The sequence below is a fragment of the Rhodovulum steppense genome (genome assembly GCF_004339675.1).
Classification (GTDB): domain Bacteria; phylum Pseudomonadota; class Alphaproteobacteria; order Rhodobacterales; family Rhodobacteraceae; genus Rhodovulum; species Rhodovulum steppense.
The window spans coordinates 25,491-39,555 of the sequence record NZ_SLVM01000020.1; the positions used below are offsets into that span (position 1 = coordinate 25,491).

Consider the following 14,065-nt stretch of genomic DNA (forward strand, 5'->3'; position numbering starts at 1 on the left):
GTTTGTCCGGACCCTCTGGCTGTTCCTAGTCGTTGCCGAGCCCCTCGACCAGCGGCACGAAACGCACCTCGCGAAGCTCGTCGTAATCGAAGCCGGTCTCGCCGCGGGTCACCTTGATCAGCCGCTGCACCGTGTCCGACTGCCCGACGGGCACGATCATGATACCGCCAACGCGCAATTGCGCCAAGAGCGGTCCGGGCGGATCCTCGGCCGCCGCGGTCACAAGGATGCGGTCGAAGGGCGCCTGTTCGGGCAGCCCGAACGACCCGTCGGCGGCCAGCGCGGTGACATTGGTCAGCCCCAGCGCCTCGAACCGCTTCTGCGCTTCGCCGACAAGGCGGCGATGGCGTTCGACCGTATAGACCCGGCGCGCGAGGCGCGAGAGGATCGCGGCCTGATAGCCCGACCCCGTGCCCACCTCGAGCACCTTGTCGCGCGGCTGCACGTTCAGCGCCTGGGTCATCAGGGCGACCACCGAGGGCTGGCTGATGGTCTGGCCGCAGGGGATGGGCAGCGGCATGTCCTCATAGGCGCGGGGGGCGAAATGGCCCTTGATGAACACGCCGCGGTCGATGCGTTCCATCGCGTCCAGCACGCGGGCATCCGTGACCCCCTTGGAGCGCAGCGTGTAAAGGAACTGCATCTTGCGTTCGGAACTGTCCTCGCCGGTCATTCCAGCCTCGACTTCAGCGCGTCCAGCGCGTCATGGGCGGTCAGGTCGGCGCGCATCGGTGTCACAGCAATATAGCCGTCGAGGTTCAGTGCCGCGTCCGAGCCGGGCGCGGTCGGCAGGTTCTGCGCACCGCCCTTGATCCACAGGAACTTGCGCCCCGAGGGCGAGCGGTGCGGCTCCACCCCGAAGGAGGCATCGCGCCGATAGCCCTGCGGTCCCACGCGCAGCCCCTTCACCCGGTCGGCCGGCACCGGCGGGAAGTTCACGTTGTAGAACAGACGGTAATCGGCGCTGTCCCAATGGCCCTGGTCGATCAGGGCGCGCACGGTCGCCACGCCATGGACGCGGGCGGCATCGAATTGCAGCGCCTCGTCGAAATTGAGCGGACCCAGATATTGCGACAGCGCGATCGCGGGCAGGCCCTGAAGCGCGGCCTCCATCGCACCGCCCAGCGTGCCGGAGTAAAGCGCGTTCTCGGCGGCGTTGTTGCCCCGGTTCACGCCTGAAAGCACCAGGTCGGGCCGGGCATCGGTCATCACGTCGTAAAGCCCCGCCAGAACGCAATCGGCAGGCGAGCCTTCCGCGGCGAAGCGGCGGGGGCCAAGCTCGGCGATCATCATCGGGTGGGTATAGGAGATCTTGTGCGCCACGCCCGACTGCTCGAAGGCGGGGGCGACCACCCAGACCTCGCCCCCGGGACCGGCAACCTCCTCGGCGATGGCCTCGAGCACCTTCAGCCCCGGGGCGTTGATGCCGTCGTCATTGGTGATGAGAATGCGCATGTGTCCTGCCCGAACCGTTTTCCACTGCATAGTGGAGCGTCGGGCAGGCGTAAAGCGGCTGCGGAGGTACCGCCTCTGCTCAGGGCTCAGACCAGACCCAGTTCCGTTACCATCCGCGCCGCCTCGTCAGTCGGGCGGGCCAAGCCGGTAGTATCCTCGCCCGGGTAAAGGCGGTTGCGGTGGTTGGTGGGCATCGGTGCGGGCACGAAGCGATGCACATGCACATCCTGAAGCCGCGCCTGTTCGGCGGCCCAGGCCGCGAAGATCGCGCGTTGCGCGGCCTTGCAGGCGGCATAGGCGCCCAGAAACGGGCCTTCGGCAAGATCGTCCACCAGAACGGCATGGCCGCCCCCGGGGGCTGCGCGCAGCAGCGGCGAGATGAAATTCGCCAACACGCCCAGCGCCTCGACATTCGCGGCGACGGCCTTGGTCCAGAATTTCAGGTCGATCTGTTCGGCCGGGCTGAAGGGCGGGGTCTGGATCGCGCAATGCACCCAAAGATCGACATGGCCCCAGCGATCATAGATGCCGCGGCAAAGGGTGCGCATGGCATCGTCAACGGTGATGTCCATGGGGGCAAGCGTCGCATGCCCGCCCGCGGCCTGGATGCGATCGTCCAGCTCCTCGAGCGCGCCGCTGGTGCGCGCCACGGCAACGACGTGATAGCCCCGCCGGGCCAGTTCCTCGGCCACCGCCGCGCCGAAGCCGCGGGAGGCGCCTGTTACAAGGGCGATTTTCTGGTCTGTCATGCTGGGTCTTTCGGTCATCTGCGCGGAGAGGTCAAGATGGGGTCGGCAAAGGGCGACATCCGCGCGCAGCCCTATTCTGCCGCCTTGGTCTGAAAGCCCTTCTCGATCATGTCGGAGGGCGCAACCGGGTAATCGCCCGAGAAGCAGGCATCGCAATATTGCGGGCAGGCCGCGTTCCGGCCCTGCGCTTCGCCCACCGCGCGGTAGAGCCCGTCCAGCGAGATGAAGCGCAGAGAGTCGACGCCCAGATAGTCGCGCATCTCGTCCTCGGTCATGCGGCTGGCCAGCAGCTTCTCACGCTCGGGCGTGTCGACGCCGTAGAAGCAGGGCCAGGCGGTGGGCGGCGAGGCGATGCGGAAATGCACCTCCCTGGCGCCGGCATCCAGGATCATTTCCTTGATCTTGCGGCTGGTCGTGCCGCGTACCACGCTGTCATCGACAAGGACGATCCGCTTGCCCTCGATCAGGGCGCGGTTGACGTTCAGTTTCAGCCGCACGCCCATGTTGCGGATCTGTTCGGTCGGTTCGATGAAGGTGCGGCCGACATACTGGTTGCGGATGATCCCCATGCCGAAGGGGATGCCGCTTTCATGGGCAAAGCCGATCGCCGCGGGCGTGCCGGAATCGGGCACGGGGCAGACCAGATCGGCCTCGGCCGGGGCCTCGCGCGCCAGTTCCACGCCGATCTGGTGGCGCGTCTCGTAGACCGAGCGGCCGCCCAGGATGGAATCGGGGCGCGAGAAATAGACCTGCTCGAAAATGCAGAAGCGCGAGGGCCGCTGCTCGAAGGGCCGGAAGCTTTCCACCCCCTTCTCGGGCGAGATCTGCACCATTTCGCCCGGATCGATCTCGCGCACCAGTTCCGCGCCGATGATGTCGAGCGCGCAGGTTTCCGACGACAGCACCCAGCCATCGCCGAACCGGCCCAGCACCAGCGGGCGCACGCCCAGCGGATCGCGCACACCGATCAGTTTCGTGCGCGTCATGGCCACCACCGAGAACGCGCCCTCGACCCGGCGCAGCGCGTCCTTCATCCGTTCGGGAATGGTCTTTTGCAGCGAGCGCGCCATCAGGTGGATGATACATTCGCTGTCCGACGAACTCTGGAAGATCGAGCCGCGGTCGATCAGCTCGCGCCGCAGCGCCTCGGCATTGGTGATGTTGCCGTTATGGGCGATGGCCGCACCGCCCATCGCGAACTCGCCAAAGAAGGGCTGCACGTCGCGGATCGCGGTCTGGCCCTTGGAGCCGGCGGTGGAATAGCGCACATGCCCGATGGCCAGCATGCCCGGCAGCGTCTCCATCAGGCTGGCCTTGGTGAAATTGTCCCGCACATAGCCGAAGCGGTGGGCCGAGTGGAACCCGGTCCGGCTGTCATGGCTGACGATGCCGCCCGCCTCCTGGCCGCGATGTTGCAGCGCGTGCAGGCCGAGCGCGACAAAATTCGCCGCGTTCGTCAGGCCGATCACGCCATAGACGCCGCATTCCTCGCGCAGCTTGTCGTCATCGAAGGGATGGGCGGGGGGCATGTCGCGCTCGGGCGAAACATGCGGGGTCATCGGGCGCATGGGCGTCGAGGCTCCGAATCCAACTGGCGGGGACTGGCCCCTCTCTACGCGCTTGGGCGCGCGCTGTCACGAAAGGATCACACGGGCGCGCGCGGGCTTCACTGGGCGTCGGCCGGGGGCAGGGGCGTGCCCGCGGGCGCCGGTGCCGCCGGGCGGTCGCAGGCGCCCATCAAGGTCTCGTACTGGCGGGTCAGCCAGCCCAGCGCCTGGTCGGGATCGGCCTCGGCGATCTGTCGGGTCAGCGCGCCGAAGATGTCGGCCGAGCGCGAATTGTCCACCATCGGGTAATCGGCGGTCGTGACCACCATGCCGTAGACGAAAAGCGCCACCGCCACCAGCAGCACGCCGCGCGCCACCCCGAACAGGAAGCCCAACCCTTGGTCAAGCCCGCCCAGAACCGAGCCCTGGATCATCGAGGACAGAAGCGGCGTGAACAGCGAGACCGCCACCAGTGCCACCATGAAGACCCCGGCAAAGGCCGCGAGCATCCCCAGTTCGCAGGAATTCCCGACAAGCGTGCCGAGGAAGGGCACCTCGGAGACCAGCGGCTCGACCGTGGGCGCGAAGATGAAGGCCACGACCGCGGCCAGGATCCAGCCGGCGATCGCCATCGCCTCGCGCACGAAACCGCGCGAATAGGCGAGGATCGCCGAAAGCAGGATGACGACGGCAACGACCCCGTCGACTGCGGTAAACCCTTCCATGGCAATCCCTCCTCGGCCTCAGCCGGCGCCGAACATTTCCCCGACGAAGGCTGCAAGATCCGGCATGCGCCGCAGGCTCAGTCCCGTCGGGGCGCCCGGCTTGCTGTCTGCGGGCGCGATCGCTGTGGAAAAACCAAGTTTCCGCGCCTCTTTCAACCTGTTTTCCGTCTGCCCGACGGGACGCAGGGCGCCCGACAGCGAAATTTCCCCGAAGACGACGCAATCCGCGGGCAGCGCGACATCTTCGCGCGCGCTGATCAGCGCCGCGGCCACCGCCAGATCGGCCGCGGGTTCGGTGACCCGAAGCCCGCCCGCGACGTTCAGGAACACGTCGAGCCCGGTAAAGGGGATGCCGCAGCGCGCCTCGAGCACGGCAAGCGTGGTCGCCAGCCGCCCGGCATCCAGCCCGACCACCGTGCGCCGCGGCGTGCCCAGCGGCGAGGGTGCGACAAGGGCCTGGATCTCGGTCAGCACCGGCCGCGTGCCCTCGATCCCGGCAAAGACGGCTGCCCCCGGCGCGGGCGTGCCGCGGCCCGAAAGGAACAGGGCGGACGGGTTCTGCACCTCGGCCAGCCCCGATCCGGTCATCTCGAACACGCCGATCTCGTCGGCCGGTCCGAAGCGGTTCTTGACCGCGCGCAGGATGCGGAACTGATGCCCCCGCTCGCCCTCGAAATAAAGCACGGTATCGACCATGTGCTCGACCACGCGCGGGCCCGCGATCTGGCCCTCCTTGGTGACATGGCCGACAAGGATCACGGCCGAGCCGCGGCGTTTCGCGAAGGCGGTCAGTTCATGGGCGGCGGCGCGCACCTGGGCCACGGATCCCGGCGCGCTGTCGACCATGTCGGCCCAGAGCGTCTGGATCGAGTCGATGATGGCAAGACCCGGCCGTTCGGCATCCAGCGTGGTCAGTATGTCGCGCAGGTTTGTGTCGGTGGCGAGTTTGACCGGTGCATCGGCAAGACCCAGGCGGCGCGCGCGCATGCGGATCTGGGCGCCGGCCTCCTCGCCGGAAATGTAAAGGCATTTCAGTCCGCTGCGGGCGAAGCTTGCGGTGGCCTGCAAAAGCAGGGTGGACTTGCCGATGCCGGGATCGCCGCCGACGAGGATGGCGGAGCCGGGCACCAGCCCGCCGCCCAGCACCCGGTCGAACTCGGCCATGCCGGAGGCGGCGCGGGGCGGTTCGGGCTCGGTCGCGGCGAGGTCGGAGAGCGGCAGGGCCCGGCCACGAGCGGCACCGAGGGACTTCGCGGCGGGACCGGCCGAAAGCGGCGCCTCTTCGGCGATGGTGTTCCAGGCGCCGCAGGCATCGCAGCGGCCCGCCCATTTCTGGTGGGACACGCCGCAGGCGGTGCAGGTGTAGCTGGGGGCGGCTTTGGCCATGGCCTTTCTTGGCGGAAGGACGCGCGCCGGGCAAGGGGGGGCTCCCGCCCCCGGCCCGCGCGGGGCTTTCGCCCCGCTTGTCCGGGGTTGGGCATGGCGCGGCCGCGGCCGCGGGGGGGCGCTGCCCCCGTCGCCCGTTCCGGGCGACTCCCCCGGGGTATTTCGGGCCAGAAGAAGGAGGAGGCGGCGGCTAGCGCACCGATGCGATCGGGCCTTCGGCACGGCCATGGATGAACTGTTGCAGATAGGGGTCCGGGGCCGCGTCCATGTCCTTGACCGGACCTGTCCACTGGATCACCCCGTCATGCAGCATGGCGACATCATCGGCGATGGCGCGCACGCTGGTCATGTCATGGGTGATGGTCATGGCGGTGGCGCCCATCTCGACCACGATCTCGCGGATCAGTTCGTTGATGACACCGGCCATGATCGGGTCGAGGCCGGTGGTGGGTTCGTCGAAAAAGATGATTTCCGGCTCGGCGGCGATGGCGCGGGCAAGGCCGACGCGCTTCTGCATGCCGCCCGACAACTCGGCGGGGAAGAGGTCGGCCACCTCGGGTTTCAGGCCGACGCGGCGCAGTTTCTCGATGGCGATCTCGCGCGCCTCGGCCTTGGGGCGTTTCCCGGGGCCGCGCAAGAGCCGGAAGGCCACGTTCTGCCAGACGGACAGTGAATCGAACAGCGCGCCGCCCTGGAACAGCATCCCGAACCGCGCGAGAAAGGCGTCGCGGTCAAGGCTGGCGGCGTCCTGCCCGTCGATCCGGATGGTGCCTGCATCGGGTTTCACCAGACCCAGGATGCATTTCAGCAGCACCGACTTGCCGGTGCCCGAGCCGCCGATGACGACCATGCTTTCGCCCTTCGGCACGGTCAGGTCGACGCCGCGCAGCACGCGGTTGGCGCCGAAGCTCTTGTGAAGGCCGGACAGCGCGATCATGCCGAGAAGAACAGTTCGGTCAGCAGGTAGTTGGTGGCCAGGATCATGACCGAGGCCGTCACCACCGCCGATTTCGTGGCCCGCCCCACGCCCTGTGCGCCGCGCTCGGAATTCATCCCGAAATAGCAGCCCACCAGCGCCACGATGAAGCCGAAGACCGCGCCCTTGATCAGCCCCGAGGTCACGTCCCAGAGCGTGAGATAATCTACCGTGGTCTTGAGATAGGCGGCCGCGTTCAGTTCAAGCCGCCCCGTGCCGACCAGATAGCCGCCCAGGATGCCGATGGAATCGCCCACCGCGACCAGCACCGGCAGGGCGATGGTCGCCGCCAGCACGCGCGGAACGGTCAGATAGCGCATCGGGTCGGTGGACAGCGTCACCAGCGCGTCGATCTGTTCGGTCACCTTCATCGTGCCGATCTCGGCCGCGATGGACGAGGCCACGCGCGCCGCCACCATCAGCCCGCCCAGCACCGGGCCAAGCTCGCGCACCATGCCGATGGCGACGATCGAGGGCACCACCTGCGAGGCGTTGAACCGCGCGCCGCCTTCGTAGATCTGCAAGGCCAGCGCGCCGCCGGTGAACAGTGCCGTCAGCGCCACCACGGGCAGCGAATTGTAGCCGATCGCCCAGAGCGCCTGAAGGAATTCGCGGAAGTAGAAGGGGGGGCGGAGCATGGCCGCAATCGTCGCCACAAGAAAGATCGCGATTCTGCCGAGGGCTGCCAGCCCGCCAAGCGTCGAGCGGCCGATGGCGGCGACCGGGGCGAGGATCATGGCGCGGCCGCGCCGACATGGCGGCGGGTGTAGCGCGGGCCGAGGCTGGTAAGCACCTCGTAGCCGATGGTCCGGGCGGCGGCGGCGACCTCGTCCACGCTCTGGTCCGGGCCGATCAGGTCGAGCGCATCGGGGATGTCGGGCAGGTCGGTGATATCGGCGGTGATGAGATCCATCGAGACGCGGCCGAGGATCGGGCAGGGGCAGCCATCAGCCCAGAGCGTGCCGCGGTTCGTCAGATAGCGCAGGATGCCATCGGCATAGCCGCCCGCGACGGTGGCGACGATGCGGCGGGTGTCGGCGGTCCAGGTGCAGCCATAGCCGACGCTTTCGCCGGGCTCGACCGCGCGGATCTGGATCACCGGCAGCGACAGGCGCAGTACGGGCGCTGCTTCGGTGAAGGGAAGCGCGCCGTAAAGGCCGATGCCGGGGCGGGTGATCTCGAAGTGATAGGCCGGGCCCAACAGGATGCCGCCCGTGGCCGAAAGCGAGCGCGGCACGCCGCAGCCCTCGGTCATGTCGCGGAAACAGGCGAGTTGTTTCCGGTTGAAGCCGGTCGTGTCCTCGTCGGAGCAGGCGAGGTGGCTCATGATGAGCCGTGGCTCGGCGGCCAGCGCGTCGGCGCGGATCGCGGCCCAGTCGGCGGGTTCCATCCCCAGACGGTTCATGCCGGAATCGAGCTGGATGCCGAAAGGGTGGCCCGGCAGCGCGGCAAGGTGACGGGCAAACTGCTCGGGCGAATTCAGCATGGGCACGAGACCCAGATCGGCAATCAGGCCGGTATCGCCCGCCATGTGGCCGCCGAAGACGCTGATCTCGGGGCCGGGGCCAAGGGCGGCGCGGATCGCGGCGCCCTCTTCGGCGACGGCGACGAAAAAGCGGCGGGCGCCTGCGCGGGCCAGCGTGCGCGCGACCTCGGCCGCGCCAAGGCCGTAGCCATCGGCCTTGACCACCGCACCGGTTTCCACCCCAGCGCCGCTGGCGCGGTCAAGGGCGGTCAAGGGCGGTCCAGTTGCGCGCGATCGCGCCGTGGTCGATGCTGAGCAAACCCGTGGCCATGGCGCTGTTTCCGACAGGGGCAGGGCAGACGTCAAGGCGGATTCCTATTGTCGGCGCGGGAACCTGCCCTCGCCGAGTCCGGTTCGGGCACCAACGGGCCGCGGGGGGATCGCCGCCGATATCCGCGTGCTGTCATCCTCGCGGCGACAACGCCGTGCAATCCGGACGGCAAGGCGCTGAATCGCCTCAGAACCCGTCCGTCTCGCCATGCCCCTGCTGCCAGGGCTTCACCAGATTGCCGAACCGGGTAAAGCGGCCCTCGAAGCTGAGTTCCACCGTGCCGATCGGGCCGTGACGCTGCTTGCCGATGATGACCTCGGCCTTGCCGTGGCATCGTTCCATGACCTCCTGCCACTTGGCCATGGCCTCGAGATTGTCCTCGCCGGGTTTCTCGCGTTCCTTGTAGTATTCGTCGCGGTAGACGAACATCACCACATCGGCGTCCTGTTCGATCGAACCGGATTCCCGCAGGTCCGACAGTTGCGGGCGCTTGTCCTCTCGGCTTTCGACCTGTCGCGACAGTTGCGACAGGGCGATCACCGGGATGTCCAGTTCCTTGGCGATGGCCTTGAGCCCTTGCGTGATCTCGCTGACCTCGTTCACCCGGCTGTCCTTGGCCGTGGCGGGACGGACGAGTTGCAGATAGTCGACGAACAGCACATCCAGCCCATGCGTGCGCTTGAGCCGCCGGGCGCGGGCGGCGAGTTGGCTGATCGGCAGGGCGGGCGTGTCGTCGATGAATAGCGGGCAGGCTTCCAGCGCCTTGGCGGCCTCGACGAAGCGGCGGAATTCGACCTCGGTCATGTCGCCGCGGCGGATCTGTTCGCTGGGCACCTCGGACGCCTCGGACAGGATCCGCGCGGCCAGCTGCTCGGCGCTCATCTCGAGGCTGAAGAAGCCGACGACGCCGCCATCGACCGCGCCCTCGGACCCGTCGGGTTGAAGGCCCCGGCGATAGGATTTCGCGACGTTGAACGCGATGTTGGTGGCCAGCGACGTCTTGCCCATCGACGGCCGCCCGGCAAGGATCAGCAGGTCGGACCGGTGCAGCCCGCCCAGCTTGCGGTCGAGGTCGATCAGCCCGGTCGAGACACCCGAAAGCTGCCCGTCGCGCTGGTAGGCGGCGTTGGCGACGTTCACCGCGTCGGTCACGGCCTTGAGGAAGGACTGGAAGCCGCTTTCCGACTGGCCCTGTTCGCCCAGCTTGTAAAGCGCCTGTTCGGCCTCGACGATCTGGGCGCGTGGCTCGGACGAGATATCGACCTTGGCCGCCTTGTCCGAGATATCCCGGCCAAGCCGGATCAACTCGCGCCGGATCGCGAAATCATAGATCATCTGCGCATAGTCGCGCGCCGCGAAGGTCGAGATCGCCGCGCCCGCAAGGCGCGCCAGATAGGCCGGGCCGCCCAGTTCCTTCAGCCCCTCGTCATCCGCGAGAAACGCCTTGAGCGTGACCGGCGAGGCCAGCGCGTTCTTCTGGATGCGCGCCGCAGCGATCTCGTAGATGCGCTGGTGGACGGGTTCGTAGAAATGATGCGACTGGATGATCGACGCGATCCGGTCGAAGACATCGTTGTTGGTCAGGATCGCGCCCAGCAATTGCTGCTCGGCCTCGATGTTGTGGGGCAGGGTGCCGACCTCGTCCTCGGCCGTCGTACCGCCCGGTTGGATCGTTCTGATCTCGTTCATCGCCCGCCCCTGGATTTCGGTCCGGCCTGCCTAGCGCAAGCGGCCGCCGCGCGACATGGCAAGAACATGGTGGAGAACGCGGCGCGACACCTGTGCATGGCCTGTGGACAACTCGCGTCAATCCCGCCTGTTGTGCCTCAAGGCATTGTAGCCGCAAAATCTGGACCGTGCGAGCGATTCTCTCGGCGAGTTGTCCCCAACATGTCCACAGCGCCGTCCCCGGCTATTTTTGCCGCGCCGCCTGCCACTCCCGCGGCGCAGTCAGGAACGCCTCGACCTCGGCCAGCGTGGCATCATCGAAGGCACCCTGCGCGCGCGCCTCGGCCAGCACATCCCACCAGGTACAAAGGTAATGAAGCTGCACCCCATGCGCGGCCAGCGTCGCCTCGGTTTCGGGGAAGATGCCGTAATAGAAGATCACGGCCGTGTGCCCGCAAGAGGCGCCGGTCTCGCGGATCGCATCGACGAAGCTGAGCTTGGACCCGCCATCGGTGGTCAGGTCCTCGACCAGCAGCACCCGGTCGCCTTCGCCCATCACGCCCTCGATGCGGGCGTTGCGGCCATAGCCCTTGGGTTTCTTGCGGACATAGGTCATCGGCAGCGCCAGCCGTTCGGCCACCAGGGCTGCAAAGGGGATGCCCGCGGTCTCGCCGCCCGCGACATTGTCGAACGCCTCGAACCCCGCATCCCGCAGGACCGTGACGGTCATGAAATCCATCAGCGTCGACCGGATGCGCGGGAAGGAAATCAGCTTGCGGCAATCGATATAGGTGGGCGAGGGCAGGCCCGAGGCCAGGGTAAAGGGGGTCTCGGCGTTGAAATGGACCGCGCCCACCTCCAGCAGCATGCGGGCCGACAACCGGGCAATCTCGGCCTGGTCGGGGAAGGCGGTGGGGATCATGGCGCGGACCTCTCGATCTGGCGGCGGGAGGGTTCGAGCCGTCCCGGCGAAGTGGTTGAAGGAAACAAGCGGCTTACCGCTCTACCCGCCAGTGCAGGGGGAAGCCGGGGTCGAACAGCGTCACCGGCCCGACACCCGTCGCGATCTTGTCGGGGAAGGCCACGGGGGCGCCCTTGACCAGCGTGATCGTTTCGGCGTTCGGTGCAAGGCGGTAGAAGGCCGGGCCGTTCAGGGAGGCGAACGCCTCCAGCCGGTCCAGCGCGCCTTCGCGCTCGAACACTTCCGCCAGGCAGGACAGCGTGTTGGTCGCCGAGAAGATGCCGGCGCAACCGCAGGCCGATTCCTTGGTCGGATCGCTGTGCGGGGCGCTGTCCGTGCCGAGGAAGAACCGGGCGTCGCCCGATGTGGCGGCGGCCACCAGGGCGTCGCGGTGGCGCGCGCGCTTGGCCACCGGCAGGCAGTAGTAATGCGGCTTGATCCCGCCGACCAGGATATGGTTGCGGGTGATGATCAGGTGATGCGTGGTGATCGTCGCGCCCAGATCGGCCGCGTTTGCCTTGACATAGTCCACCCCGTCGGCGGTGGTCAGATGCTCCATCACCACGCGCAGCCCCGGCACCGCCCGGCGGATCGGGTCCAGCACGCGGTCGATGAACACCGCCTCGCGGTCGAAGATGTCCACCTCGGGGTCGGTCACCTCGCCATGCACGCAAAGCGGGCAGCCGATCTCGGCCATCTTCTCCAGCACGCCGCGGACCTTGTCGAAATCCGTCACCCCCGAGGCCGAGTTCGTCGTCGCCCCCGCGGGGTAGAGTTTGACCGCCGTCACCAGGCCGCTGGCATGGGCGGCGGCCACGTCCTGCGGGTCGGTCTCTTCGGTCAGATACAGCGTCATCAGCGGCGTGAAGGCCATATCCTCGGGCAGTGCGGCGAGGATTCGCGCCCGGTAATCGGCCGCGTCCTGCGCCGTGACCACCGGCGGCACCAGGTTCGGCATGATGATCGCGCGGGCGAAGTCGCGCGCCGTCTCTGGCAGGACGCCCGCCAGCATGGCGCCGTCGCGCAGATGCAGGTGCCAGTCGTCGGGGCGGCGGATCGTGAGGCGCTGTGTCATGGGCTGCGCGATACACAATCGCCGCACGGCTTTCCAGTGGCGATCACGACGCCTGCGTGCGAATCGCAGCGCCGGGGCAGGGGCGAACCGCGAAAGGCTGAAGATCCGGTTGAGATTTCACGCCCCCGCTGCCCGCTGGGTGCAAGGCAGGCTTTGCCAGCGGGCATTGGTCATGTCAGCGCGTCTGCCCTAAATTGACGATCATGGGAGGAAACATCTGTGAATCGACAGGAGTTTCCAGAAGATGGCACTTGCAGTTACCGCGATCACCGGTCGCACCGGCTCGATCCTCTCCACCCTCCTCGATGTGCTTGTCCGGGTGATGGAACACCACCCCCGCACCCGCCAGATCGAGCGGTTGAACGCGCTCAGCGACGAGGATCTCGCCGCGCGCGGATTGACCCGTCAGGACGTCGTGCGCCACATCTTCCGCGACCGCTATTATCTCTGAGCGCGGTCGTGCCGCCTGCGGCTTCAGGCCGTCAGAAGAACGCCTGAAGCCCGGTCTGCGCCCGCCCCAGGATCAGCGCGTGGATGTCATGCGTACCCTCGTAGGTGTTCACCGTCTCGAGGTTCAGCATGTGGCGCATCACCGGAAAACTGTCGGAGATCCCGTTGCCGCCATGCATGTCGCGCGCCGCCCGCGCGATCTCCAGCGCCTTGCCGCAATTGTTGCGCTTGACGAGGCTGATCATCTCGGGCGCCGCGCGCCCCTCGTCCATCAACCGGCCGACCTGAAGGCAGGCGTGCAAGCCCAGTGAAATCTCGGTCTGCATGTCGGCAAGCTTCTTCTGGTAGAGTTGCGTGCCTGCCAACGGCTTGTCGAACTGGCGCCGATCCAGCCCATAGGCGCGCGCCGCATGCCAGCAGGCCTCGGCCGCGCCCAGCACCCCCCAGGCGATGCCATAGCGCGCCCGGTTGAGGCAGCCGAACGGCCCCTTCAGACCCTCGACGCCCGGCAACAGCGCATTCTCGCCGACCTCGACGCCCTCCATCACGATCTCGCCCGTGGGCGAGGCGCGCAGGCTCAGCTTGCCCTCGATCTTCGGGGCCGACAGACCCGCCATGCCCTTTTCCAGCACGAAGCCGCGGATCTTGCCGCCATGGGCCTCGGACTTCGCCCAGACCACGAAGACATCGGCGAAGGGGGCGTTCGATATCCAGGTCTTGGTGCCGGTCAGCCGATAGCCGCCCGCGACCTTCTCGGCCCGTGTCTTCATCCCGGCGGGGTCGCTGCCCGCATCGGGTTCGGTCAGCCCGAAACAGCCGATCAGTTCGCCCCGCGCAAGACCGGGCAGATAGCGCTGGCGCTGCGCCTCGGTGCCGTAGGCGAAGATCGGATAGATCACCAGCGAGGATTGCACGCTCATCATCGAGCGATAGCCCGAATCCACCCGCTCGATCTCGCGCGCGATCAGCCCGTAGGTCACATAGGAGGCACCAAGCCCGCCAAGGGCCTCGGGCAGGGTCACGCCCAACAGGCCCGCTTGCCCCATCTCGGCGAAAAGCTCGGGCTCGGCCCGTTCCTCGCGAAAGGCCATCGTCACGCGGGGCTGCAGCCGGTCACGGGCGAAGGCCCGTGCCGCGTCGCGCAACATCCGCTCGTCCTCGTCCAGCCGATCCTCCAGCCGCAACGCGTCCTGCCAGTCGAACCGGGCCAGATCCGGGGCATCCTTCGGGGTCAGGGGCAGGGCGCCTTCCATCGTGATTTCTCCTTCCGGGCTGTG

13 protein-coding genes and 1 pseudogene are annotated in these 14,065 nt (G+C 67.7%); 1 reads left to right on the plus strand and 13 read right to left on the minus strand.

The features are described 5' to 3' along the window. Window positions 1-25: 25 nt before the first annotated feature. The 12 genes and pseudogenes from EV216_RS13085 to pyrC form a co-directional block, all read right to left on the minus strand. Complete coding sequence (locus tag EV216_RS13085; RefSeq protein ID WP_132695980.1) at window positions 26-673, minus strand: protein-L-isoaspartate(D-aspartate) O-methyltransferase; 648 nt, start codon at window positions 671-673, stop codon at window positions 26-28. Next, the gene (gene surE / locus EV216_RS13090; protein WP_132695981.1) at window positions 670-1,455 is read right to left on the minus strand and encodes a 5'/3'-nucleotidase SurE; all 786 of its coding nucleotides are present in this window, start codon (window positions 1,453-1,455) and stop codon (window positions 670-672) included. The genes EV216_RS13085 and surE overlap by 4 nt, the downstream gene beginning before the upstream one ends. 86 nt (window positions 1,456-1,541) lie before the next feature. Next, window positions 1,542-2,204, minus strand: a complete 663-nt coding sequence (locus EV216_RS13095; RefSeq protein ID WP_132695982.1) for an SDR family NAD(P)-dependent oxidoreductase — start codon at window positions 2,202-2,204, stop codon at window positions 1,542-1,544. A 71-nt stretch (window positions 2,205-2,275) separates the two neighbouring features. Next, window positions 2,276-3,733, minus strand: coding sequence for an amidophosphoribosyltransferase (purF, locus tag EV216_RS13100; protein ID WP_132696013.1), 1,458 nt, complete (start codon window positions 3,731-3,733; stop codon window positions 2,276-2,278). Between the two features lie 137 nt (window positions 3,734-3,870). Then, window positions 3,871-4,476, minus strand: a complete 606-nt coding sequence (locus EV216_RS13105; protein ID WP_132695983.1) for a CvpA family protein — start codon at window positions 4,474-4,476, stop codon at window positions 3,871-3,873. Between the two features lie 18 nt (window positions 4,477-4,494). Then, complete coding sequence (gene radA / locus EV216_RS13110) at window positions 4,495-5,862, minus strand: DNA repair protein RadA (protein ID WP_132695984.1); 1,368 nt, start codon at window positions 5,860-5,862, stop codon at window positions 4,495-4,497. A gap of 190 nt (window positions 5,863-6,052) precedes the next feature. Further along, window positions 6,053-6,799 (minus strand): ABC transporter ATP-binding protein, encoded by a 747-nt coding sequence (locus EV216_RS13115; protein WP_132695985.1) that lies wholly within the window; start codon window positions 6,797-6,799, stop codon window positions 6,053-6,055. Then, window positions 6,796-7,575 carry an MlaE family ABC transporter permease gene (locus EV216_RS13120; protein WP_132695986.1) on the minus strand — a complete coding sequence of 260 codons (780 nt, stop codon included), beginning with the start codon at window positions 7,573-7,575 and terminating at the stop codon, window positions 6,796-6,798. Before EV216_RS13120 ends, EV216_RS13115 begins: the two co-directional genes overlap by 4 nt. Next, window positions 7,572-8,634 (minus strand): annotated as a pseudogene (alr, locus tag EV216_RS13125) (alanine racemase). Before alr ends, EV216_RS13120 begins: the two are co-directional and overlap by 4 nt. A gap of 186 nt (window positions 8,635-8,820) precedes the next feature. Continuing rightward, window positions 8,821-10,323 (minus strand): replicative DNA helicase, encoded by a 1,503-nt coding sequence (locus EV216_RS13130; RefSeq protein WP_132695987.1) that lies wholly within the window; start codon window positions 10,321-10,323, stop codon window positions 8,821-8,823. 223 nt (window positions 10,324-10,546) lie between these two features. After that, on the minus strand, window positions 10,547-11,224 hold the full coding sequence (locus tag EV216_RS13135) for an orotate phosphoribosyltransferase (protein ID WP_132695988.1): 678 nt from the start codon (window positions 11,222-11,224) through the stop codon (window positions 10,547-10,549). A gap of 73 nt (window positions 11,225-11,297) precedes the next feature. Beyond that, a complete protein-coding gene (gene pyrC / locus EV216_RS13140) occupies window positions 11,298-12,338 on the minus strand; it encodes a dihydroorotase (protein WP_132695989.1) in 1,041 nt (346 codons plus the stop codon). A gap of 244 nt (window positions 12,339-12,582) precedes the next feature. Here pyrC and EV216_RS13145 point away from each other — a divergent pair, with 244 nt between their 5' ends. Next, window positions 12,583-12,789, plus strand: a complete 207-nt coding sequence (locus EV216_RS13145) for a DUF1127 domain-containing protein (RefSeq protein ID WP_132695990.1) — start codon at window positions 12,583-12,585, stop codon at window positions 12,787-12,789. Between the two features lie 31 nt (window positions 12,790-12,820). Here EV216_RS13145 and EV216_RS13150 read toward each other — a convergent pair whose 3' ends face one another. Then, window positions 12,821-14,041 (minus strand): acyl-CoA dehydrogenase, encoded by a 1,221-nt coding sequence (locus tag EV216_RS13150; RefSeq protein ID WP_132695991.1) that lies wholly within the window; start codon window positions 14,039-14,041, stop codon window positions 12,821-12,823. Window positions 14,042-14,065 lie beyond the last annotated feature (24 nt).

Bases quoted from the DNA above. Each gene is read 5' to 3' on its own strand.
- EV216_RS13130 (WP_132695987.1), bottom strand. From the start codon at position 10,323: ATGAACGAGATCAGAACGATCCAACCGGGCGGTACGACGGCCGAGGAC.
- radA (WP_132695984.1), bottom strand. From the start codon at position 5,862: ATGGCCAAAGCCGCCCCCAGCTACACCTGCACCGCCTGCGGCGTGTCC.
- EV216_RS13095 (WP_132695982.1), bottom strand. From the start codon at position 2,204: ATGACAGACCAGAAAATCGCCCTTGTAACAGGCGCCTCCCGCGGCTTC.
- EV216_RS13085 (WP_132695980.1), bottom strand. From the start codon at position 673: ATGACCGGCGAGGACAGTTCCGAACGCAAGATGCAGTTCCTTTACACG.
- EV216_RS13135 (WP_132695988.1), bottom strand. From the start codon at position 11,224: ATGATCCCCACCGCCTTCCCCGACCAGGCCGAGATTGCCCGGTTGTCG.
- EV216_RS13120 (WP_132695986.1), bottom strand. From the start codon at position 7,575: ATGATCCTCGCCCCGGTCGCCGCCATCGGCCGCTCGACGCTTGGCGGG.
- EV216_RS13115 (WP_132695985.1), bottom strand. From the start codon at position 6,799: ATGATCGCGCTGTCCGGCCTTCACAAGAGCTTCGGCGCCAACCGCGTG.
- EV216_RS13105 (WP_132695983.1), bottom strand. From the start codon at position 4,476: ATGGAAGGGTTTACCGCAGTCGACGGGGTCGTTGCCGTCGTCATCCTG.
- surE (WP_132695981.1), bottom strand. From the start codon at position 1,455: ATGCGCATTCTCATCACCAATGACGACGGCATCAACGCCCCGGGGCTG.
- purF (WP_132696013.1), bottom strand. From the start codon at position 3,733: ATGCCCCCCGCCCATCCCTTCGATGACGACAAGCTGCGCGAGGAATGC.
- pyrC (WP_132695989.1), bottom strand. From the start codon at position 12,338: ATGACACAGCGCCTCACGATCCGCCGCCCCGACGACTGGCACCTGCAT.
- EV216_RS13150 (WP_132695991.1), bottom strand. From the start codon at position 14,041: ATGGAAGGCGCCCTGCCCCTGACCCCGAAGGATGCCCCGGATCTGGCC.
- EV216_RS13145 (WP_132695990.1), top strand. From the start codon at position 12,583: ATGGCACTTGCAGTTACCGCGATCACCGGTCGCACCGGCTCGATCCTC.